Below are 22,179 nucleotides of genomic sequence, written 5' to 3'. Positions count from 1 at the left end.
CGAGGACTCGCACTCTAACGGGAGGGGTGCCACGGGGCCGGTGTCCGCCCCGCGATGTCCCTCGCGCGGCGTACCCGCGCGGGAACCGGGGCCGCTCACCGGCCGCGCGCTCAGCGGCGGAAGCGCGCTCAGTGGCGGAAGCGCACGCGATGGCGGAAGCGCACGCGGTGGCTCACCAGTCGCCGCGGGAGGACGAGGAGGAGCTGAACTTCCGCACCAGGTAGATCAGACCGGCGACCAGCGCCACCAGCAGCAGCACCCTGAAGATCAGCCAGACGACGAACCCGACCACGGACATGATCAATCCGCCGAACACGGCCAGGACGAGGACCGGTATCGCGATCCAGGTCACCCACCACGGCAAGCCCTGGAATATGCCCTTCGTGGCCACTCTGATCCCTGCTTTCGTCGTGAGCCCGGTCGGTCCTCGGTGCGATCGCCGACGGCCGGGTCTCCCCTGCCATCGATGCTAGGGCGGAACGGAAGCCCGTGGAGGGCCCGCGACCCCCGTCCTCCCCTGACCGGACCCCTACGGGACCCCGGGCCCCGCCTCAGCTCTCCGGTGGAGAGAACACCACCATGACCCGCAGGTCCTCGGTGATGTGGTGGAACTTGTGGGCCGCACCCGCCGGTACGTACACCACGCTGCCGCGCGCCACCTGGGTCGTCTCCATCCCGACCGTGATCGACGCCCGGCCGCTCAGCACGAGGTACACCTCGTCCTGACCGTGCGGCGACTGTGGGTCGCTCTGGCCCGCGTCCAGCGCGTACAGCCCCACGGACATGTTCCGCTCACGCAGGAATTGCAGATACGCGCCGTCGTTCGCGGCCCGCTCCGCCTCCAGCTCATCCAGCCGGAACGCCTTCATCTTGCTCTCCACCCCTGCCTGCCGGGCCCCTGACTGTTGGGGGGCCTGTCTGCGACGATCCCATCCATGAAGAATTTTTTCGTCAAGACGCTCGCGAACGCCGGCGCCCTCGGCGTCGCCATCTGGCTGCTCAAGGACATCACGCTCACCGGTGAGAACACCGGCCGCAAGGCGATCACGCTCATTCTTGTCGCCCTGGTCTTCGGGGTGGTGAACGTGGTGGTGAAGCCGATCGTCAAGCTCATGGCGTTCCCGCTGTTCATCCTGACCCTCGGGCTGATCACCCTGGTGATCAACGCCCTGATGCTGCTGCTGACCTCCTGGACGGCCGGAAAACTGGATCTGACGTTCCATGTCGACGGCTTCGGCACCGCCGTACTCGGTGGACTGATCGTTTCCATAGTCGCCTGGGCGCTCCACATGGTGCTGCCCGACGACGACTGATCACGGCCGGGGATGATGGGAGGCATGAGAGTTCCGTCGCCCTACCGTGTCTGCTTTGTCTGCACTGGCAACATATGTCGCTCCCCGATGGCCGAATCCGTCTTCCGCGCCCTTGCCCAGGAGGCCGGGCTCGACGGCCGGGTCGAGGTGGACAGCGCGGGCACCGGCCCCTGGCACGAGGGTGACGGGGCCGACCACCGCACCGTCGCGGTGCTCACCGCCCACGGCTATGAGCAGGACCACATCGCCCGGCAGTTCCGGGCCGAGTGGTTCGACCGCCTCGACCTGGTGATCGCCCTGGACAGCGGCCATCTGCACGAGCTGCGCGCACTGGCCCCGACCCCGCGCGACGCCACCAAGGTGCGGCTGCTGCGCGGCTACGACCCGGACGCCGATCCGGACGCGCCGGGCGGCCTCGATGTGCCGGACCCCTACTTCGGCGGGACGGACGACTTCGAGCAGTGCCTGGAGATGGTCGAGGCCGCCGGCGGCGGACTGCTGGAGGCAGTCGAAAGGGCCCTCGCCGCCGTGGAGACGCCAACGGAGACGCCCACGGAGACGGCCGCGGCCCCGAGCACGGCCGAGAGGGGCGGCGAGCCCGCCGCCGGGAAGGAGGCCGTATGACCGGCGACGGCACCCGCGCGGTACGCGCCGGACTGCCCGAGGCCGAGCCCTACCAGCCGACGCTGCCGGGCCCGGTCTTCGCCGCCCACTACCACCTGCCCGGGGACGCCACCGGCCCGTACACCTACGGCCGGGACACCAACCCCACCTGGACCCTGCTGGAGCGGGCGATCACCGAGCTGGAGTCCCCGGACTCCGGCGCCGAGACGGTCGCCTTCGCCTCCGGTATGGGCGCGATCTCGGCCGTCCTGCTGTCCCGGCTGCGCCAGGGCGACACGGCCGTCCTGCCCTCCGACGCCTATCAGCTGCTGCCCGCGCTCATCGAGCGCCTGGAGGGCTACGGCGTCGCGGTCCGCACCGCGCCCACCGCGAACGACGCCCAGCTCGCCGCCCTGGACGACAGTGTGAAGCTGCTGTGGCTGGAGACACCGTCCAACCCGGGCCTGGACGTCTGCGACATCCGCCGCCTCGCCGACGCGGCCCATGCGCGCGGTGCGCTGGTGGCCGTGGACAACACCCTCGCCACCCCGCTCGGCCAGCGCCCCCTGGAGCTCGGCGCGGACTTCTCCGTCGCCAGCGGCACCAAGGCGCTCACCGGCCACGGCGATGTGCTGCTCGGCTATGTCACCTGCCGTGACCCGGAGGCGGCCGCCTCGGTGCGCGCCTGGCGCAAGACGGTCGGCGCGATCCCGGGCCCCATGGAGGCATGGCTCGCACACCGCGCGCTGGCCACCCTCCAGCTGCGTGTCGACCGGCAGTCCGCGACCGCCCTGGCCCTCGCCGAGGCGCTCACCAGCCGCCCCGAGATCACCGGGCTGCGCCACCCCGGACTGCCGGACGACCCTGCGCACCGGTTGGCGGCGGCGCAGATGCGCGGTGGGCGCTTCGGCTGTGTGGTCTCGTTCACCCTCCCGGACAAGGAGCACGCGGAGCGCTTTCTGACCGGGCTGCGGCTGGTCGACAACGCCACCAGCTTCGGCGGGGTGCGCTCCACGGCGGAGCGGCGCGGACGGTGGGGCGGCGACGCGGTCCCGGAGGGCTTCATCCGCTTCTCGGTGGGCGCGGAGGACCCGGACGATCTGATCGCCGATGTGCTGCGCGCGCTCGACGCGGCCCGCACCCCGACGGATGGCTGAAAGCCGAGGGGCAGGCATGCGCGGGCGGGCGTCTCAAGCCTCCCCCCTCGTGGCTCGAGACGCCCCGGTGCTCCGCATGGAGAACCGCTCGATTAAGGCTAGTTGACTCAGCGTCAGTGTCCAATCACAGTAGCGACATGGACCTATCGGCATTTTTATAGTTGTCCTGCGGCGGAGGTGCGTCGAGGCGAGGGGAACGCATGGATCTGGCCCTCTTACGCACATTCGTCATGGTGCACCGGGCCGGGTCGTTCACCCGTGCCGCCGGACTGCTCGGGCTCTCCCAGCCCGCCGTCACCGGCCAGATCCGCACCCTGGAGAGACAGCTCGGCCGTCCACTCTTCCGCCGCACCGCGCGCGGCGTGGTCGCCACCACCGTCGGGGATGAACTGGCCCACAAGGTCGCCCCGCATCTGGACGCGCTCCTGGAGATAGCCGAGGCGGGCCTCGACAACGCCTCTCCCCTGCGCACCCTGCATCTCGCGGGGCCACCGGAGTTCACCGCGCTGCGCGCCCTGCCCGCGCTCACCGCGCTCGTCGCCCAGGGGCTCGCCGTGCGGTGTGCCTTCGGCAGCACCGAGGAGCTGTTCGAGGGGCTGAGCGCCGGCCACCACGATCTGGCTATCGCCACCTCCCGGCCGCGCGGACGGCTGCTGGAGGCAGCGCCGCTGTGCGACGAGGAGCATGTCCTGATCGCCTCCCCGCGCTGGGCCGCCCGGCTCGGCGGCCCCGCTGTGATCCAGGCCAAGGGCGCCGGTGTGCTGGAGGCGCTGCCCGTCGTGGAGGTGCACGAGAGCCTGCCGCTGGTCACCCGCTACTGGTCGACCGTCTTCGACAGCCGACCGGTCACCGCCGGCACGGTCATCGCACCCGATCTGCGGGCCGTGCTCACCTGCGTCGCGCGCGGCGCCGGACTCGGTGTGCTCCCGCGCTATCTGTGCATGGACGCGCTGGACGCCGGGGAGGTCGTGGCGCTGCTCAACCCGCCGGTGCCCCCGCTGCGCACCTATTTCCTGGCGGTACGGACCGGAGCGCTCGCGCTGCCGCATATCGCCAAGGCGTACGACTGGCTGCTGCGCTCCGCTGTGGACTGGTGAGTAGCTGGTTTCATCGGGGGACGGCTGCGGCAGATGTCCTGCATGACCGAACGACCCGTGGTCAAGCGCACCGCCCGTGCCATCCTGCTCGACGGCGAGACCGAGCCCCGGATGGTTCTGATCAAGCGGACCAAGCCCGGTCGGGCGCCGTACTGGATCACTCCCGGCGGCGGTGTGGAGCCCGAGGACAGCACCGTCGTGGACGCCCTGCACCGCGAGGTGGACGAGGAGCTGGGCGCGAAGGTGACGGATGTGGTGCCCGCCTTCGTCGACACCGTCCCGTACCCGGGTGAGGGCGAGGAGGGGCCGGAGGGCGTGAAGGTGCAGCACTTCTTCGTCTGCCGGCTGGCCTCGATGGACCTGTCGCGGCGGCACGGCCCGGAAGTGGACGAGCCTCGCGGGGAGTACGAGGTGGTGCGCATCCCCTTCACCCGCGAGGGCATCGCCTCGGTCGAGGTGGTGCCGCCGTCGCTGCGCGCCTATCTCGACACCAACATCGAAGGGGTGCTCGCGCTGCTCGCCGACGACCTCGGCTGAGCCCCCGCCTGCGCCGTCCCGGCCGCGCTAGGGCCCAGGGCCTAGCGGAACCAGCCGCCGAAGGGCGGCTGGCCGCCCGCGTGCGCCGCCCGCTGCCGCGCCTCCGCGAGTACCCGCTCGGCCTCCTGGCGCCACGCCTCGGGGCGCGACGGCTCCGGCGTTCCCTCCGCCGACCGCTCCCCGGCCGTCCGGGTCGCCGGGCGGCGGCGTCCCGCACGCGCCGCTGCCGCGGCACCGAAGAAGTCGCCGCCCTTGCGCTTGACGTCGTCCGTGCCCCAGGCCCGCTCCTGGCCGTGTTCGGCGCCCTCTTGGTCATGGCTGCCGTGGCGCCGCTGGGCGGGCACCTTCTGGAGATGGGGGATGTGCTTGGCGCAGTGGATGTACGCCTCCTCCACCGTCACCTCGACCCATACCGCCGCCCGCCGCCCCGGCACCGGGTCGACCGGAAGGCCGGGGTGGGCCGCGCGCATCTCGGCGTCCTCCACCACCCGGGCCCGGCCGTTGACATGGAGACCGATCCGGTCCCGAAGGAAGTCGATCATGAGGATGCCGAGGTGCGGGTTCTCCTCGATGTTGCCCATGCTGGCGAGGACACCGTTCCCCCGGTACTCGGGGTAGGCCACGGTGTGCTCGTCGATCACCCGCAGGAACCCGGGCGGCCCGGCCCGGAAGGTGCTGTCGCACTCACCGTGCCGGTCGGCGGTGGCCAGGAAGAACATCTCCTGACGGCCGATGAACTCCCGCATCCGGACGTTGAGGTGGTCGAGCACCTGCTCGTCGTAGAAGCGGTCGGCGCGGTCGGCCGTGCCCAGACGCGCCTGTAGCAGGTGTTCACCGTCGCTGCCCGGACGTCCGGTGCGTACTGGGTGCTCCTCGCTGTCCACCGTCTCTCGTCCCCGTTCCCGATCGCCATTGATCGTCGCGCTGACCGTTGAAGTTGTTGAACGCTGCTTCCCGACCGCTGGTTTCCAGCTGTTGGTATCTGGCTGTTGGTATCTGGCCGTCGTTCCGGCCCGTTCCTAACCTCCCGCCGCCACCAGTTCCTCGAGCGAGTCGTGCCGTATCCGGTCCAGCGGGATGCCGACGCCCCGCAACGCGTCGACACCGCTGCGGATCATCCCGGGCGGCCCGGAGAGATACGCGTCGAACGCGCCCCACGGGCCGTACTGCCGCACGGCGTCCGGGAGTCTGCCGCTCAGTCCGTTGGTCGGTCCGTCGGAGACGACCGGGCGGACCGAGAGCCAGGGGTGTGCCTGCGACAGCCGCAGCATGGTGTCGATGTCATAGAGATCGTGATCGTTGCGGGCGCCGTAGAAGACCTCGACCGTCCGCTGCCGACCGTGCTCGGCGACGTCCTCGACCATCGCCTTGATCGGCGCGATTCCGGTGCCGCCGCCGAGGCAGAGCAGTCCGTTGTCGCTGGTGTGGTCCACCGTCATCGAACCGGTGGGCGGGCCGAGCCGGATCACATCGCCGGGACGGGCCCGGTTCACCAGCGCGGACGACACCCACCCGGCCGGAATCGCCTTGATATGGAAGGAGAGCAGTCCGTCGGAGCGCGGCGCGGCGGCGAACGAGTAGTGCCGCCACACCCGCGGCCACCACGGCGTCTCCACCGAGGTGTACTGGCCCGCGAGAAAGGGGTACGGCTGGTCCGGCCGGACGGTCAGCACGGCGATGTCGGAGGTGCGCCGCTCATGCTCGACCACCTCGGCGTGCCACCACGGCGGTGCCTTCCGCTCGTCCTCGGCCGCCGCGTCGATCATGATCTGGGAGATCGCGGTGTAGGCGCGCACCCACGCGGCCTCGGTCTCCGTGCTCCAGGAATTCACCGCATAGCGGGTGAGCGCGCCGATCAGGCACTCGCCGACCGCCGGGTAGTGCTCGGGCTGGGTGCCGTACTTACGGTGCCCGCGGCCGAGCCCGGCGAGGTACCTGGAGAGCACATCGGGGTCGTCGACCAGCTTGGCGGAGGTCAGCAGCGCGTTGAAGAGCCGGTCGCGCTGGGCCTCCATGGCGGCGGGGAACAGCGGCCGCAGCTCGGGGTGCTGGACGAAGAGCAGCGCGTAGAAGTAGGCGGTGACCTTGTCGCTCACCGGCTCGATCTCGGCCATCGTGCGGCGCAGCAGGATCGCGTCGGGAGAGGCGCCATCGGGCGCGGGGAAGGCGGCGCCGGAGGCCGGGGTTCCGGGTGCCACGGTTCCGGGTGCTGAGCTTCCGGGTGCCGGGCGGACGTTCGCGGGGGTGGCCGCCTCGTCGGAGCGCTGATGCTCCGCACGCCGGGCGGCGGGCGGAACGGTCCCGGCCGGTGGGGCGGAGGGGGCCGGGGCCGCGGGGGCGGATCGCGCCGCGGAGTTGCCGGGCCGCGCGGGAGGCGGCGGCGGGGCCTGGGGGCGTCGTTCGGCTCCCGTACCGACCGGCCGTATCGGGTTCATCGGCCGCCGTGGCGCTCGCTCCTCGGCCTCCCGGTCCGGGGCGCCGCGGCCTGGGGTACGGGGCTGGTCCTCGGCCGGTTTCCTGCTCGGGGTGAACCAGCCCCATTCGCCACTGTTTCCGCCGGAACCGTCGTTACCGGCCGACGACGTGGTGGTCGGAGCGTCCATGGTTGCCTCGCCTCGAACATCTTTCTGTCGGTCTTCGCACTTTCGCAGACGGAAAGCGCCCGCAATTCACCGCTCTGGCGCGCTGGTTCATGTGAGATCGATCCTGGCGTCCCGCTCCATAACTCGCTGTCCACGCAGCTTGCCACGCGTGTTCTCGGCATCGGCAACATGCCCGAAGTCCAGGAAACAGGGGCTGCGCTCCCGTTACGCTGGTGGGCCGGGCTGGCCACTTGAGGCCGGTCCCGCCGCAGCGTCCTGGGCAGAACCGGACTCGACCCTACCGGGCGCCGTTAAATGCACAAGCCCCACACAGGGGACCCTCCATTACACCCGACAACTCTGGTAAAACCCGTAGTTACTGGCAGTTGGCTGTCAATTCGTAGGCACCCCGAAGATCGTGTCCGCTATACGTACACGATGCGATATCGCTCACATGGTGGTCGGCGTTCACCGCGACCGAGTAGGGAACTACGGCGAACAGCTCGGCGTCCGACATCGAATCGCCGTAGGCCACACAGTCGGCTCTGGTCAACCCGAATGTCGCGCACAGGTCATCGGCGATACGCACCTTCGAGGCCGGTGTGAGGATGCCCGCAGGATCCAGCGGCTCCCGGAACGGCACCGAAGGCCAGGCCGAACCATGCGCGGCGTCCGCACCCCACTCCAGCAGCCGTTCCACGAAGAAGCCGGGCGAGAGCGAAATCACCGCACAGCGCTCACCGCGCGCCCGGATGTCCGCCCACACCTCGCGTATCCCGGTCAGCCACGGCGCCCCCTCGAAGGCCGCCGTCACCTGCTTCTCCGTCAGCTCCGCCCACAGCGCGACGGCCTTCTCCGCGAACTGCGCGGTGCTCAGCCGCCGCTCCGCGAAGGCCCGTTCCAACTCGTCGATCTCTCGCTCCAGGCCGAGCTGACGGGAGATCTCGATGGCCGCGGCCGAACCTCGGATCAGCGTCCCGTCCAGATCGAACAGATGCAGTCTGGTCATGGCAGCCGAGCGTAGGTGCACAGGCCGCGGGACCGCCTCCGGGAGTAGCCGGGGATACTCCCGCCGTCAGACGCCCCAACCGCCGCGCCGCGCGACCGTGAGGGGCATGCAGCAGCTCAAACGCCCCGTCCGCCGGGCCCTCCTCGTTGTCCATGTCGTCGTCTCCGTCGGCTGGCTGGGACTGTCCCTGGGGCTGCTGGCCCTGGGCATCAGCGGCGCCACGGCCGGATCGGCCGAGTCCTCCGGGGCGGCGTACCGGTCGATGAACGTCATCGGCGACTGGCTCCTCATCCCCATCAGCCTGCTGGCCCTGGTCAGCGGAGTGGTCCTGTCCCTGGGCACACCCTGGGGGCTGGTCCGGCACCGCTGGGTCGCCGTGAAGCTCTGGCTGACACTGATCACCACCGGCGCCACGGCCTTCGCCCTGCGCCCGACCATCAATGACGCCGTGGCCGATGTCGCGGCGGGCCGGGAGGTGGGTGACCCCGCGAGTCTGGTGGCGGCCCCGGCGGTCAGTCTGAGCGTCTATGTCTTCCTCACCGCGATCTCGGTGGTGAAGCCGTGGGGGCTCACGGCGCGGGGACGGCGGCTGCGCGCGGCCCGCCGCCGATGACACGGTCCGTCGGTGTGGCCGCGTCTGCCCGGCCGACCGCCGCGGGATCTCCACCCACGTCAGCCCCGAGGGGCTGAGGCTGCTGGAATTGGTCGCCGCCGTCGAAGGGCTCTGGGCCCCGGCGCCCGCGTAGGCCCTGTCCGGTGGGTCTTATCGGGCCCGCGACGCCTGGCACCGCACCTCGCCGCGTTGTCGAAGGTCGCCCGAGTGCACCCAGTACGAGGACGATCCTCCTGCGATCCTCCCCCAGCTACCGCTGGGAGGTGCCCTCTCACCAGACGTCGCGGGCTGCTCCTCAAAGACCCACCGGACAGGGCCTAGCGGCTGCTGACATCCGGTGGAGGGCTCCGCGCGCGGTGGCCGTAGGCTCACGGTCGTGAGCGACTTCCGGATCCGGCGCGCGACCGCCGACGACATCCCCGACATCGTGGCGATGCTGGCCGACGATCCGCTCGGCGCCCGGCGCGAGTCCCCCGACGACCCCGCGCCCTACCGCGCCGCTTTCGAGCAGCTGGACCGGGACCCGAAACAGCGGCTGGTCGTCGCGGTCCGGGACGGCCGGACCATCGGCACCCTCCAACTGACCTTGGTCCCCGGGCTGTCGCGGCGCGGTGCCACCCGCTCGATCATCGAAGCCGTCCGGATCCACGCCGACGAGCGCGGCAGCGGGCTCGGCACCCGGCTGATCGAGTGGGCCGTCGAGGAGTCGCGCCGCGAGGGGTGCGTCCTGGTGCAACTGACCTCGGACGCCACCCGTACCGACGCCCACCGCTTCTACGAGCGGCTCGGCTTCGAGGCCAGCCACGTCGGCTTCAAGCTCCCGCTGGTATGAGGGGCCCGCTGGTATGAGGGGCGGGGCCGCCAAGGGCTGCTGAGCAGTCGGAGCGCGGTGAGGCCGACGGCCTCGGCCGCGCGCTTCACCTCGGAGCAGGACGGGCCAGGCGGCCCCGTTCGGGAACCAGCCTGCGCCGCCGCGAGCGGCCCACCCAGCCCTCCGCCGTACGTACCACCGGCAGGGTCGGGCTACGGAGTTGTGGGGGGCAGAGGGGGGTCAGACGGCGTCAGAGGGTGCGCCAGCCACCCGGGTCGATACCGCCGGGCACCGCGCCGTCCGGGGCGTACGGCTCCCGCGTGAACACGAAGGTGCCGAGGTCGAGATGGGCGGGGGCGCCGTCCTCGCCCGCCACCACACGCAGGGTCTCCCCCGCGTGGTAACCGTCGAGCCCGGTCCAGGTGCCGTCCGGTTCGGCCCGGAAGCGTGATCCGCGGCCCTTCCCGCCGACCGGGGACAGCTCCAGCGCGCGGTCGGCGCGCAGCCGCAGCACATAGGGGGTGGCGCCCCAGTACCAGGGCCCGGTGAGCGCCAGCAGCGCCGGATCGGCCTCCGGCAGCGGCCGCCAGGGGGCAGGGATCCGCGGCTCGTGCTCCGCCACGATCCGCACCAGGTCGTCGGCGACGGCGCTGACGGACGGCCCGGCGGTGGCGTTGGCCAGTGCGATCCCGGCGAGCCGGTCCTCCGCGCTCACCCACAGGGTGGCCAGGAAGCCGGGCATGGAGCCCACGTGGCCGTACAGGAACCGTCCGCGGCGCCGCGCGAGCTGCATCCCGAGGCCGTAACCGCCGTCCCAGTCCTGGCTGTCGGGCGCGGCGGCGGGCGTCCGCATCTCGGCCAGCGTCCCGGCGCCGAGCACCCGGTCGTCCCCGTCGAGGAGGAAGGCGGCGAACCGGGCCAGATCCGCGGCGGTGGACCACAGCTGCCCGGCCGGGGCCATCCGCCCGGTGTCCTCGGCCGGTTCGGGCAGCAGCACATCCGCCCAGGGGTGCACGGCCCATCCTCCGGCGTACGGGGAACGCGGCTCCAGGGACGTACGCGCCATCCCCAGCGGCTCCAGCACCTCGTCGCGCAGCACCTCGCCCCAGGGCGCGCCGCGCAGCTTCTCGACGAGCGCGCCGAGCAGCGCGAAACCGGGGTTGGAGTAGTGATGGCGGCGACCGGCGGGGTGGACCAGCGGGCGGTCGCCGAAGAGGTCCGCCGTCTCGGGCCGCAGAGTGCCGGGGGTCCGCTCCCACCAGGGGCCGCGTGCCTCGGCGGCGAGACCCGAGGTATGGGCGAGGAGCTGGGCGACGGTCGCGCCCTCCGCCTCCAGCACCTCCAGATGCTTGGCCAGCGGATCGGCGAGGTCGAGCAACCCCTCGTCACGCAGCCGCATCACCAGCACGGCCACGAAGACCTTGGTGAGCGAGCCGATGCGGTACTGGGTGTCGGCGTCCGGCGCGAGGCCGTCCACACCGCTGCGCGCCCCCGACCACACCAGCCGTCCCTCCCGCATCACGGCGCCCACGAGCGAGGGGGCCCGGCCCTCGCGCTGGCCGACTGCGACACGTCGCAGCAGGGCGCGGCGGGTGGCGGGCAGCAGGTCCGCCCAGGCGGCGGCGTCATCCGGTGCGGTCATGTCCGCACCCTACGGCCGGGGCACCGGGTGCGGAATCACTTCTGGCCTTGACGCCGAGGTCAAGGTCTACCGTCCTTGCATGCGGATCGGAGAACTGGCCGAACGGGCGGGGACCACCACCCGCACCCTGCGCTACTACGAGTCGCTCGGGCTGCTGCCCGCGCGGCGCACAGGCAATGGATACCGCACGTACGACGAGGACGATCTGCGCCTGCTCCAGGAGATCCGCATGCTGCGGGACTTCGGTATCGGACTGGAGGAGACCCGGCCGTTCCTGGAGTGTCTGCGCTCCGGGCATCCGGCCGGTGACTCCTGCCCCGCCTCGCTGGAGGTGTACCGGCGCAAGCTGGCCGAACTGGACGACTGCATCGCGCGGCTGACCGGCGTACGGCAGCGGGTGGAGGAGCAGCTCGCCCAGGCGGAGCGGGCGCGCGCGGCGCTGGCGGCGGAGGCGACGGCGCCCGGGGGAGCGTCCGAGCCGCGCTGCGCGCTGACGCCGCCGCACCTATCCGCCAAGGCCCCTACGGGAGAAGGAGACTGAGATGACGACACAGACGCATACCGGGGGAGGACGGACGGGAGCTGGGGCAGTGGCCACGGTCACGGACAGGACATTCGCGGCGGAGGTGCTGGCAGCCGGGGTGCCGGTGCTGGTGGAGTTCACCGCCTCGTGGTGCCCGCCGTGCCGGATGATCGCGCCGGTGCTGGCGGAGATCGCCCGGGAGGAGGCACACCGGCTGAAGGTGGTGGAGCTGGACGTGGACGAGAACCCGAGCACCACGGCGGCGTACGGAGTGCTGTCGATGCCGACGCTGATGGTGTTCCGGGCGGGCGAACCGGTGCGCTCGATGGTCGGCGCCCGGCCCAAGCGCCGGCTGATGGAGGAGATCGCGGACGTGCTGTAGCGGGGCGGAGGGGGAGATCGGTCTCGGCGAGGAAGCGCAGTGTGGTGCGCAGACGTTCCTTGACCGAACCGGACTCCTCCAGCATGGAACCGTGACATCATTCTTGACTTCTAAGTTCAAGAACTGTCTACGGCCGACCGAGCCCGGCTGCCGGTTCACGGCCTTGTGCACACCCCTATGAGAGCCCGCTGGGCAGGCCGCACCGCTCCGATAGCATGTTCGAGCTCACGACGTTCGCCCCCCATTCCTCCGTCGTTCACCAGAAAACCATGCCATCCAGCGCGATGAGTACTCAATTAACCAACATCGAGCAAATCGGCCAAACAATTGATATCTAGAGCATCGCGGGTGTTTTCGCGAATAAGCCACAGAATGACGTTCGCTGCGTGGCGCCGACCGCGAACGATCCTGTGGGCCACGGCGGGTGTGGTGACCCTCGGATTCCTCATCGCGCTGGAGATCACCGCACGTCACTACGGTCTGCCGGGGCCGATCACCAACCAGGCGCAAGAGGTGATCCTCGCGCCCAAATCGGGGCCGCTGCTGTACGCCGGTATGGCGTTGATGATGGTGGTGCTCACCTGGCGGCAGCGGCTCATCGCGACCGGTGTCGCGATCGGCATCGATGTCGTCTTCGTGCTGGTGCGGTGGGCGGCCGACGTGAAGGTGACCGACGGCCATTTCTTCGGAAACGGCGCGTTGTGGGTGATGTTGGGCTATGCGGTCATCGCTGTCACCCACCGCACCGGCCGGGAACGTGTTCTGCTGCTGAAGGGCGTCGGGCTGGGTCTGCTGCTGGTGGCCGGCCGTAAGACCGGCGATACCTGGCTGCTCATCACGGCGAAGTCCCGCCCGACGGTGCTCGACCAGTACCTGGCAACCGCCGATCACGCACTGGGCAACCCGTCATGGCTGGTCGGCCGGATCGTCGAGGCCACCGGCCCGATCGGCACCCATCTTCTCGACTGGGTCTACATTCAGCTTGCGGTGGCCGCGGTCGTCGTCACGGCGTACCAGCTGCGGAACGTGGCGGTCGAGCGCCGCTTCCCGAGCCACCATCTGGTGCGCACCTTCCTGGTGATCGGCCTCCTCGGGCCGGGCATTTACATGATCTTCCCGGTGGTCGGGCCGATCTTCGCCTACGGCCCGGGCGCCTTCGGCACCGGCGGCGTGCACTGGGCGGTGGCCGACCTGTGGCCGCACACACCGCCGCCGATCAGCATCCCGCACCCGATGCCGTACGACGAGATCACCCCACGCAACTGCATGCCCAGTCTGCACACGGCATGGGCTACCGCGATCTTCATGCATTCCCGCAAGGGCCCACGGGTTCTGCGCTTCGCGGGCACGTTCTGGCTGATCGCCACGCTCGGCGCGACGCTGGGCTTCGGCTACCACTACGGCGTGGATCTCATCGCCGGCGTGGTGTTCGCGATCACGGTCGAGGCGGCTCTGCGCTCGCTCGCACGTGGCTGGGACCGGTCAGGAATCCAGCTGGTCGCTTACGGCGCAACGGTCTTCGCCGCGCTCTTGGTGTCCTATCGCTATCTGCCGGTGGAGATGGCCAGGCATCCGTGGGTGGCCGGACCCCTGCTCCTTCTGGCGATGGCCTCAGTGATCTACGGCTACATGCGGACCACCAGACTGTGGGAACCGAAGGCCGCACCGGCGCTGCAACCGGAGCCGCAGCCCGAACTGGTGTGACAACGACACGATGTGTAGGTTCTCAGCCGCTGTGTCATGCGGCGACGCCGTGGCCTGGACGTTTTCAGGCTGTCTCACGTCGTGTCATCTGCCTGCTGTCTCAGCGTCGTGTCATTTCCTCAAGTGAGTGCGAAACGACCGGCAAGCTCGTCACGTCTGGTCCGTGCCATCAGCTGTGTGGGGAAGCAGGGGGAACAGTCGGGCGATGAGAGCCACCGGTCGAGCGCCGTCAGGCCGGGCCAGGGGGCGTTGTTCGCGGTCCTGGTAGGGCGCGAGCGCCCGTCGGATCACGTTCGCGACCTTGATCATCTCTTCAGGTGTCAGGTAGGCGACGGCGCTGAAGGCTTCGTCGTGGCGCCATTTGGGCGGCGCTTCATCTCGCTGGGTCAGCCATCGCTGCCAGCTCTCGTCCTCCAGGCCGCGGGCCAAGTCGCCGAATTGCTCCTCCATAGGCCCGTCGGCAGCGGGGGTGTGCTGCTTCAGACGCCAGGGACGTGCGCGGCCCCCACTGTGGGGTGCCTCTTCGATGTATCCGTGGCGTTCGAGCTGGCGCAGGTGGAATGAGCAGAGGCCTGAGCTGTAGCCCAGCTGGGAGGCGGCTTCGGTCGCCGTGACGATGCCGACTTCGGCGAGCAGGTCCAGCAGGGCTGTGCGGACCTCGTGCTCGCGCAATTCTTCGCCGGTGCTGGCTGCCTGGTCGTCCGGGATGTTGACGTCATCTTCAGTCACTTTGCAAAGTTTGCTACTTTGCAAAGAGCTTGGCAAGCAGTAGTCCTGCTGAAGGCAATCAGCTGCGGTGACCTCCGCGGCATCTGTGGCGTGCGCAAAAGGGAGACAGCCATGTCTGTTCGTCACGAGCGGTCCCGTTCCGTCGACCGACGAGTCCGTGTTCAAGGCCACCCGGTGGACACCTATCCGGCTCTGCCGCCAGAGGCAGGACGGGGTTCGGTTCGCAGGGTCACGGTGGTCGGTGAGGAGGTACTGAGCCGTCCATGCCGGGAGGTGACCGAGTTCGGGACTCCGGAGTTGTCGGCGTTAATCGACGACATGTTCCTGACCATGTATGTCGCCGACGGCGCCGGCCTGGCCGCCAACCAGGTTGGCGTTGACCTGCGCCTGTTCGTGTACGACTGCCCGGACGACTATGGAATCCGGCATGTCGGTCACATCATCAACCCGGTTCTGGACCTGCCCGATCCGGGTAGCCGCCGGCTCATTGACGACTTCGAGGGCTGCCTGTCGGTGCCCGGTGCAGGCATGGCGGTTCCCCGCACCGATCGTGCTGTCGCCCGTGGGTTCGACAAGGATGGCAACCCTCTCGTCATCGAGGGACTGGGGTACTTCGCCCGGTGTCTGCAGCACGAGACCGATCACCTCGTGGGCCATACGTATCTTGATCGGCTCTCCAAGCGGGACCGCAAGGACGCGTTGAGACAGATGGAAGACCGCCGGGAGGAGGTCTTCGCCCAACGCGCGATCAAGGCCGCCCGCCTGGGCCAATGAAACGCTTGGCGGCAGCGGCCACTCTTCTACCGAAGGGTGTGGGCCGCATCCTGCGGCCCCGTTCAGCACGTTCGATCAGGGGTCGGCCCAGGTCCTTTTCGAGCCGGTTGATCTGGGTTGTAAGTGTCGATTGGTGAATGCCGAGGGCTCGGGCGGCTTCGGTGACGGTGGGGTAGGGCAAGGCGGCAGCGAAGCGTTCGAGTCGCTGCCGGGTATTTGGGCTGGTCAGGGCAGCGCGCAGAATGGCGGGGGCATCTGTGGCCTGCTCGGGGGCACGGAGGGCGGTGTGGTGGCTGGCTCCGCCGCGTGGCCGTAGGGGGATGTTGTGGGTGTGAGCCCAGCGGGTCATGTTCGCGGTGCTCATGCCGGTTTCGCGGGCGAGGTCCGGCAGAGTTCGCCGACGGTGGACGTACTGCTCGATGAGCCAGTCCCGTTCGACGGCGCCCCGGCGTTTGTAGTCCTGTGGACCTTCGCGAAGCGGGATGCCGTACTCCCTGGCAAGGTCGGTCAGCACTCTGCGAGAGAAGCCCGTGAGGGTGGCGATCTGCTGGAGAGACCGATGTTCGTCGAGGTAGAGCTGAGTGAAGCGCTCTTCCGGGACGGTTTGCCGGGCTTGCTGCCGGATGCGGCCGGTAGCTCTCGCGGCGTTCTCCGTCAGCGGGGGTGCGGGGGCTGGGTGTTCGTCGAGGACATGTCGGATGGCCTCGACGGTTGTGCCCAGGGCTTGGGCGGCGTGCTGAACGGGGTGCTGGCGTTCTCGGACGAGTTGGTGCAGGCGGGGTAGGTCGATGTTCGCCGGGTCGGGTCCGGGAAGGGAGAGTCCGGCCAGCAGCGTGGTGGGAGGCTGCCAGGTCGCGGGCTCATCGTGGATGTGGTGCGAGGCCAGGAAGTTGAGGGCTTCCTGCTGGAGTGCGTGTGCGAGTTCGGGGGTCTGAAGGGCGGTGAACCTCAAGGACGTCGCCCGGAACTCTGCACTGTCGAGCCCGCCCGGATCGTCGGGGGCAGACTCGGTGGGCAGGCCGCTCAAGCGTCTGAAGAGCTGGCTGCGGGCGATGCGTTCGCGTCGGCCGGTCCCCGGCGGTGTTCCGGTGCGGCGGCAGATCTCCAGCCAGCGGCCGTGGGGAAGCAGGCCGGCGTAGTCCAGGAGCCGGCGACGGCCGTAGTCGATGGGGGTGTCGTCGGCGTCGAGGTGGCCGGCGAGCCGATCCAGGGCGGTAACGATGTCCGGCCATTGCGGAAGGTCGTCGAGTTCTTGGAGGAGGCGTGAGATCTCGATGCCGTCGATCACGTCGCCGACCAGCCTGGCGGCCTGGTCCAGGGAGGTGCGGCTGTCGGGGATCAGCAGCAGGACGGCGAGGACGGGGGCCAGGGCACGTGCATGGATTCCTGCAGGTGGTGTGAGCCGGACTGCCCAGGGCGGCCAGAACATCGTGGGGATCTTCTTGGCCCGTTGCTCGATGTCCCGGGTGGTCTTTGTCGGTCGGCGGGGAGTCTCGGTCGTGGTGCGGTAGCGGAGGTGCTCGCTGGGGCGGAGGGAAGGAGCGAGGGCGGCCAGGTGCACGGACTGCAGCACCGGGCTGATGCCCCGGCCCCAGTCGTCGATGCTGGTCACCGAGATCTGCGCGAGTTCCTCGCGTACTTCGTCCAGCAGGCCCCGCAGGGCCTCGCCGGCCGGATGGATTCCTGGCTGTTCCAGGATGCCCAAGGCCATGGTGACCGCGACGGCGGCATCCACGGCTCGCGGCGGGGCCATGAATCCTGGGCGGTCCGCCGCCTGTTCGGCGTGCGAGACGACCCGATCGGTGGCGAGGTGCACTTCTGCGATATCGGCCGGTATCCGTTCGCGCAGGACAGCAGCGAGAAGGTCGCTCAGGACGCGGATGCCCAGGGCCCGGATGTCGGCCAGCACTGCCGGTGTCGGCTGCGGAACGATCCGGTAGGGGCCGAAGGCCGCCGTCGCCCCGTTGATGATCCCCATCACCCGGTCCTGCGCCATGAGAACCGGATGGCCGGAAGACAGGAGAAGCGTCGAAGCACGGGTGAGATCGGTGCCGCAGCCGGCCGTAACCGGACCGCCGGGGCGGATCGGCGGATTGCCGCAGAGTTCCGGTTGGGGGACGGATCGGCCTGAATGGGGCCGCTGCCGCGGAACCCGCCCGCAGTGCGGGCAGCGGTCCGCCAGCAGGCGGCGGTGCTGGGTGCAGGCGAAGGAGAAGCCGAGCCTCCAGGACAACTGCCAGCGACCCTCGCTGGAGCGGAGACAGTCCCGGCAGAACCGGGACCCCCGGCCGCGCCCCCAAAGGACATGCCGCGACACGGCCCGGCCTGCGGCACTCATCTGCAGGGCCCGTCCGTCATAGTGCGCCAGGGTCATCGCAGCGACCGCCTCCGGGGCCGTCCCGGTGGCGTGCGCGACGGCGGCGGTCAACTGCTCGTCGAGGAAGATCGTCCAGTCCGTCGGGATGCCCCGGAACTGATTTCCAGCGCTCTGCCGGACCGGGAATCCGAAGTGCAGCAGGACATCGCCGAGCGTGGTCTCCATCCGTCTGGCCGTCGCCTCCAACCAGGAGTCCAGGGCCTCGCCCGGCACGGGCGGCAGCCGGATCGGCAGGGTGCGGGCCGACTGCCTCATGCGGCTCGTCGGCCCCGGGACCGCGGACGGCTGGTCAGCCGCTTCTTCTCCAGCGCGGCCTGAAGTTCGAGGCGGGCAGCCTCGGACGCCTCATCGTTCTTCACCCGGTCCATCAGCTCCTGGTCAAGACGTTCCACGCCGGTGCGGACCGCCCGCTGGCAGCCGCGGTTGATCAGCGTCATCAGCGAGCCGATGTGTCCGGTGCTGCGGGCGAAGAGGTAGTCCGACAAGTCGTCCGCGAGCATGCCGGGGTGCTTGTCGGCAAGCACGACGCGCTGTTCGAGGGCCAGCAGCATCTGCCGCCATTCCCGGCGTCCGGCCTCCGCGTCGATGGTGAACGGGCGAAGCCCGAGGCGGGTGGTGCGGCGGCCGGTCTGGGCCAGAGCCGTGTCGCGGCCGTTCGTTCCCTCGCCGAACAGGCCCTTCTCCGCGAGTTCGACCCCCACCATCAGCAACGTCACCGGGAACTCGTTGGCGATCCACTTCAGGTGGTTGCTCACCTCGATGCCGCTCTTCTGTCCCCATTTCAGGAAGTGCAGATCGTCCAGAACCACCAGTCGGACATCGCAGCACAACACGCAGTCCAGCACCCGCCGTCCGAACTGGGCGGTGGTGCCCCGCCCCGTTCCGGGGTGGCCGAAGAACTCCAGCATGGCCCGGTTGAGGTCCTTCATCCCGGTGTTCCCGGTCAGCCCGACCCGGCAGACCGGGATCCGTTCGTGCCCCTGACTCGTGAACGGGCCCGACTCCTCGATCTCCCGCTGGTGGAAGTCGCGGGCGAAGGCAAGCACCGAGGTCGTCTTGCCCAGCCCCGGGAACGCGTCGACGGCCACCGCCCCCTTGGCCTTGTCACCGTCCTGCTCATTGCTGTCGACAATGTCCCACAAGTCCTCGTGGAGTTCTGCCAGTTGTGGCGTCTTGACCGGGCCGATGTTCGCGTGCCACTTCCGGCGCTGCCGGTTGTAGTCAGCCCTCTCTTGCGTGTCCAGGGACTTCATCTGCTTGCGGGTCAGAAGATCAGGTCGGCTGCGGCGAGGGCTCTCAGCGAACGCCTTGAAGTCCTCCTTCCGGGACAGGGCGAGACTGTCCGGCTCCGGAACACGCTCCTCGCTCACACGTCCTCCAGAGCATCGGCGTAGAAGTCGTTCTCCTCGGCGAGGTCCTCCAGATCGGCCTCGTCGTCATCACCCGTTTCCACCACCGCATCGGGCTCCTCCGGCTTCGGCGTCTCCGCGTCCTGGCCAAGGGCCTTGCGTACGGACGGAAGCGAGACGACCGTCTCCGCCTCACTCTCCGGAAGTTCAATGCCGGCCTGCTCGCGCGAGAGCCGCAGGGCCATGCGCCGCTCGGCGATCGTGGTGCCCAGCCCGAGGTTCCACCGCTGAAGCAAATCGGCGACGGCCAGCCGATCGTCGGGAAAGCGATACTTCGAGGCGGCCAGCTGCCGGGCGAATGTCAACGCGTCCTCACTCAGCGGCATCTCGGCCGACGGCGCGTGCTCCCAGGTCAGGGTGTGCCATTCGCGGGTTGTGGCCTTGCGGAAGTAGACCTTGGTAATGTCGTCGGGGTCCACTTGGAACGGCCAGCCGTTCTTGACCGGACTGTCGTAGGGGCTGCGGATGCCCGGCTCGGGCAGGCCGGGGCCGCTGTAGCGGCGGCGGCCGATCTCGACCCCGTAGTGCTGGACCGTGCGCCACTTCGTCTGCAGGAACTCATAAGCGAGGTCCCGGTCGCGGGGTGCTTCGATGTAGCCCGCCCGGGCCATGCCGTGCTCGAACATCTTCGCCGGGGACATCCGCAGTCCCGGCAGGCCCGGATCGACCAGGCTGGAGTGCGGCCTGCAGTGATAGACCGCCGCGGTCCACTCCCGGATGATCGCCTCAAGCTCGTCGAGGAAGAAGAACGCGTCGTCCTCCGGGTTCTCGCCCCGCGAGTGGATGTCGGGCCCCTTGTAGCCGGGCAGCACCTGCAGCAGCCCCTCCCGCAGGGTCCGGAAATAACGCTCCACCGGACCTTTATCGCGGCCCGTCCGCAGTCGAGCCGGCTGGATAAAGATGCCCATCCGGCGGCAAACACTGGTCAGATGCTCCGAGACGTAGACCTTGCCGTGATCGACCACCAGCGTCTCGGGGACCAGAGGAGGTGAGGCCAGGCCCGGCCCGGTGGCGCCCTCGACGTCGACCAGGACGGTGCGGGGGATGCCGTGCTCGGGCCAGACCGCGTGTCGCGGCCAGTCCCGCCCCGCCGGCCTCGGCCGAAACGACTGGAAGAGCACCGCGCTGACATCCACCGCTTTCGTCGAGACCGGCGTCAGCCGGATCCCCGTGATGCAGCGGGTGTACCAGTCCATCCCGACACTCAATTCGGCCTGCACCCACTTCAGCGTCAGCGGGTCGAACGCGAAGACGTCCAGCCGAGTGGAATCCATCAGCAGGTACTCGCCCGGCCGTGTCGGCCGCAACTTGCCGTACGGACCCTCCGGCCGGTCCGCGATGTCTCGGTTCCGCTTCGTACTCAGCCGAAACAGCGGGTGCCGCCGCTCCAGCTCCGTGAGCACCCGGTAGGCAGTGGCTTGGCTGGGCTGAGGGACGACGTCGGGACCGAACCGCGCGATCAGCCGGGCCCGAGTCCGGTCGATGACCATCTTTCGTGAAGGCTTCGACTCTCCCGTGTGCTCGACCATGACTTCCAGCGCGGTCTCCACCCATCGGTCATCGGCCCTGCCGAAGGGCCGTGCCTGGGAACTTGTCCGCTGGACCAGGCCGGCCTCACCGTGTCGGCGGTAGTCGGCGACCCATCGTCGAATGGTGCGATCGGTGACGCCGAGTTCCGAAGCCTTCGCCGCATAGCGTGCCTCCAGCGACAGCATTGGCGTGTACGGAGCTCGCGGTTCGCCTTCACGTGCCAGTTCAGCGCTGCCGGACCGATATCCCGTGAGAAGTTCCCGAACGTGCTCGGCCCGCTCCAGGATCTGCCGTTTGTCATCCTCGTCCAGCTGCCCCAGCACCACTGAAGCGATCTCCTCGGCGTCCTCCGAGGACGGTCCCGGCCCTTCGGGAATGAGGATGGCCCGGTCAGAGAAGAGCAGTTCCCGCAAAGAGAGACGCAAGAGCCTGCCCTGGCCGTCCTTGAGAACGACCTCGTTGCCGGCCGTGGTGGCAGCCATCTCGACCACCTCGACGGTCTCCCCGTCGTAGCGGAAGTGCGTACCGACACCGACCCGTGCCCCCGCCCTGCTCACGCCGTCCTCCTCAGTACGTGCGCCGAGCTAAGCGGCCGGTCGAGATCAACCGTGAACTCGCGCGTCCACAGCAAGTGATAGACCGCAGAACGGACTTGCTCCTCCGGGTGACCAGGCAGGCTGGCCGCCGCGCGTCGCAAAGAGACTCCATCGAGTTCAGCGCCACGGAGTTCGTCGACGAGCCCACGATCGAACAGCCAGTCCCTGCGGTAGCCCGACAAGAAACGGACGTTCTCCAGCTCAGCCGCAGGTGGCTCGCTCCAGACCTCGTAACTCCACCCGCGAACCTCCACCGCCTCACGGGTCCAGCCGAAAGTGAAGGCCACCTCCGGCTTGGACAACCGGTGCAGTGGCTTCACATCCACGATCACAGGCCCCTCATCGGTGACCAGAAGATAGTCCGGGATGTGCTTGCACACGGCCCCGTCCACATCGGCCTTGAGCAGAAAGGGCTGGGCCACGATATGCCGTACGGACGGATCGAAATCAGCAAAGAGGAGCCTCGCCAGTTCGAGGCGCGACTCGTAGATGACGTGGTCGCGCATTGTGGCGGACCAGTAGGTGCCCGAGTAGTGCCGCTGGCCTCGGTACCAGCGGAAGGTCCGCCACGGGTCCGCCGCCGCAAGCCCGTCGATCGAGGAAGCAGTCCACTCCCGGTTCTCAAGCAAGCTGCCGTTCGGGCCCCGCAGGCTCACGGTGATCGATCCCGGGCTCAGCCCTGCCGCCATAAGTCACCCCCCGGATCGCAGGCAGTCCCCTTCACGGACGCTACGTTCGCATCCGCGGGAGGCTCGCAGGCCGGACCTGAGGCAGGGTCACCCAAACGAGTG

Annotated in this window: 22 protein-coding genes; 11 read left to right on the top strand and 11 right to left on the bottom strand. The window is 69.5% G+C overall.

The features are described 5' to 3' along the window. Positions 1–172: 172 nt before the first annotated feature. Together AC4BEG_RS17080 and AC4BEG_RS17075 are read right to left on the bottom strand one after the other, a co-directional pair. Entirely contained in the window at positions 173–391 is a 219-nt protein-coding gene (locus tag AC4BEG_RS17080; protein WP_490706723.1) for a DUF5326 family protein, read from the bottom strand. 160 nt (positions 392–551) lie between these two features. Beyond that, a complete protein-coding gene (locus AC4BEG_RS17075; protein WP_490707104.1) occupies positions 552–869 on the bottom strand; it encodes a cupin domain-containing protein in 318 nt (105 codons plus the stop codon). Positions 870–935: 66 nt separating this feature from the next. Between AC4BEG_RS17075 and AC4BEG_RS17070 the strand changes: the two genes are divergently transcribed. The 5 genes from AC4BEG_RS17070 to AC4BEG_RS17050 all read left to right on the top strand — a co-directional run bounded on the left by AC4BEG_RS17070 (position 936) and on the right by AC4BEG_RS17050 (position 4,707). After that, positions 936–1,313 (top strand): phage holin family protein, encoded by a 378-nt coding sequence (locus tag AC4BEG_RS17070; protein ID WP_490706722.1) that lies wholly within the window; start codon positions 936–938, stop codon positions 1,311–1,313. A gap of 24 nt (positions 1,314–1,337) precedes the next feature. Beyond that, positions 1,338–1,937, top strand: coding sequence for a low molecular weight protein-tyrosine-phosphatase (locus AC4BEG_RS17065; protein WP_490706721.1), 600 nt, complete (start codon positions 1,338–1,340; stop codon positions 1,935–1,937). Beyond that, the gene (locus AC4BEG_RS17060) at positions 1,934–3,073 is read left to right on the top strand and encodes a cystathionine gamma-lyase (protein ID WP_490706720.1); all 1,140 of its coding nucleotides are present in this window, start codon (positions 1,934–1,936) and stop codon (positions 3,071–3,073) included. Before AC4BEG_RS17065 ends, AC4BEG_RS17060 begins: the two co-directional genes overlap by 4 nt. A 200-nt stretch (positions 3,074–3,273) precedes the next feature. Then, entirely contained in the window at positions 3,274–4,170 is an 897-nt protein-coding gene (locus tag AC4BEG_RS17055; protein WP_490706719.1) for a LysR family transcriptional regulator, read from the top strand. Between the two features lie 42 nt (positions 4,171–4,212). Continuing rightward, positions 4,213–4,707 (top strand): NUDIX domain-containing protein, encoded by a 495-nt coding sequence (locus tag AC4BEG_RS17050; RefSeq protein WP_490706718.1) that lies wholly within the window; start codon positions 4,213–4,215, stop codon positions 4,705–4,707. Between the two features lie 41 nt (positions 4,708–4,748). Here AC4BEG_RS17050 and AC4BEG_RS17045 read toward each other — a convergent pair whose 3' ends face one another. From AC4BEG_RS17045 to AC4BEG_RS17035, 3 genes are all read right to left on the bottom strand, one after another. Beyond that, entirely contained in the window at positions 4,749–5,591 is an 843-nt protein-coding gene (locus AC4BEG_RS17045; protein ID WP_490706717.1) for a pyridoxamine 5'-phosphate oxidase family protein, read from the bottom strand. Positions 5,592–5,726: 135 nt separating this feature from the next. Beyond that, positions 5,727–7,310: a globin domain-containing protein gene (locus AC4BEG_RS17040; protein WP_490706716.1), complete on the bottom strand. Its 1,584-nt coding sequence runs from the start codon at positions 7,308–7,310 to the stop codon at positions 5,727–5,729. A gap of 355 nt (positions 7,311–7,665) precedes the next feature. Beyond that, positions 7,666–8,298 carry an HAD family hydrolase gene (locus AC4BEG_RS17035; RefSeq protein ID WP_490706715.1) on the bottom strand — a complete coding sequence of 211 codons (633 nt, stop codon included), beginning with the start codon at positions 8,296–8,298 and terminating at the stop codon, positions 7,666–7,668. A 106-nt stretch (positions 8,299–8,404) separates the two neighbouring features. Here AC4BEG_RS17035 and AC4BEG_RS17030 point away from each other — a divergent pair, with 106 nt between their 5' ends. Continuing rightward, positions 8,405–8,911, top strand: coding sequence for a DUF2269 domain-containing protein (locus tag AC4BEG_RS17030; protein ID WP_490706714.1), 507 nt, complete (start codon positions 8,405–8,407; stop codon positions 8,909–8,911). A gap of 376 nt (positions 8,912–9,287) precedes the next feature. Further along, positions 9,288–9,743 (top strand): GNAT family N-acetyltransferase, encoded by a 456-nt coding sequence (locus tag AC4BEG_RS17025; protein WP_490706713.1) that lies wholly within the window; start codon positions 9,288–9,290, stop codon positions 9,741–9,743. 229 nt (positions 9,744–9,972) lie between these two features. Here AC4BEG_RS17025 and AC4BEG_RS17020 read toward each other — a convergent pair whose 3' ends face one another. Further along, positions 9,973–11,364 (bottom strand): serine hydrolase domain-containing protein, encoded by a 1,392-nt coding sequence (locus AC4BEG_RS17020; protein WP_490706712.1) that lies wholly within the window; start codon positions 11,362–11,364, stop codon positions 9,973–9,975. Between the two features lie 79 nt (positions 11,365–11,443). On the opposite strand from AC4BEG_RS17020, the gene AC4BEG_RS17015 reads away from it, so the two are divergent. The 3 genes from AC4BEG_RS17015 to AC4BEG_RS17005 all read left to right on the top strand — a co-directional run bounded on the left by AC4BEG_RS17015 (position 11,444) and on the right by AC4BEG_RS17005 (position 13,973). Beyond that, positions 11,444–11,905, top strand: coding sequence for a MerR family transcriptional regulator (locus tag AC4BEG_RS17015; protein WP_490706711.1), 462 nt, complete (start codon positions 11,444–11,446; stop codon positions 11,903–11,905). 1 nt (position 11,906) lies between these two features. Beyond that, complete coding sequence (gene trxA / locus AC4BEG_RS17010) at positions 11,907–12,269, top strand: thioredoxin (RefSeq protein ID WP_490706710.1); 363 nt, start codon at positions 11,907–11,909, stop codon at positions 12,267–12,269. A gap of 372 nt (positions 12,270–12,641) precedes the next feature. Next, entirely contained in the window at positions 12,642–13,973 is a 1,332-nt protein-coding gene (locus AC4BEG_RS17005) for a phosphatase PAP2 family protein (RefSeq protein WP_490707103.1), read from the top strand. 150 nt (positions 13,974–14,123) lie between these two features. Here the strand turns inward: AC4BEG_RS17005 and AC4BEG_RS17000 are convergent, their stop codons facing one another. Continuing rightward, complete coding sequence (locus tag AC4BEG_RS17000) at positions 14,124–14,702, bottom strand: winged helix-turn-helix domain-containing protein (RefSeq protein ID WP_490706709.1); 579 nt, start codon at positions 14,700–14,702, stop codon at positions 14,124–14,126. Between the two features lie 111 nt (positions 14,703–14,813). Between AC4BEG_RS17000 and def the strand changes: the two genes are divergently transcribed. Beyond that, on the top strand, positions 14,814–15,476 hold the full coding sequence (gene def, locus AC4BEG_RS16995) for a peptide deformylase (protein ID WP_490706708.1): 663 nt from the start codon (positions 14,814–14,816) through the stop codon (positions 15,474–15,476). Here def and AC4BEG_RS16990 read toward each other — a convergent pair. The 4 genes from AC4BEG_RS16990 to AC4BEG_RS16975 are packed head-to-tail and all read right to left on the bottom strand — an operon-like array spanning position 15,451 to position 22,077. Then, complete coding sequence (locus tag AC4BEG_RS16990; protein WP_490706707.1) at positions 15,451–18,108, bottom strand: TniQ family protein; 2,658 nt, start codon at positions 18,106–18,108, stop codon at positions 15,451–15,453. The genes def and AC4BEG_RS16990 overlap by 26 nt on opposite strands. Continuing rightward, positions 18,105–19,223 (bottom strand): AAA family ATPase, encoded by a 1,119-nt coding sequence (locus AC4BEG_RS16985; protein ID WP_490706706.1) that lies wholly within the window; start codon positions 19,221–19,223, stop codon positions 18,105–18,107. Before AC4BEG_RS16985 ends, AC4BEG_RS16990 begins: the two co-directional genes overlap by 4 nt. Next, entirely contained in the window at positions 19,220–21,349 is a 2,130-nt protein-coding gene (locus AC4BEG_RS16980) for a TnsB C-terminal domain-containing protein (protein ID WP_490706705.1), read from the bottom strand. The genes AC4BEG_RS16985 and AC4BEG_RS16980 overlap by 4 nt, the downstream gene beginning before the upstream one ends. Next, positions 21,346–22,077 carry a TnsA-like heteromeric transposase endonuclease subunit gene (locus tag AC4BEG_RS16975; RefSeq protein WP_490706704.1) on the bottom strand — a complete coding sequence of 244 codons (732 nt, stop codon included), beginning with the start codon at positions 22,075–22,077 and terminating at the stop codon, positions 21,346–21,348. Before AC4BEG_RS16975 ends, AC4BEG_RS16980 begins: the two co-directional genes overlap by 4 nt. Positions 22,078–22,179 lie beyond the last annotated feature (102 nt).

The organism is Streptomyces sp. JLBJ103 (assembly GCF_058215575.1).
Note: the sequence above shows the minus strand (reverse complement) of the source record. Positions and strands in the feature narration are given on the sequence as shown.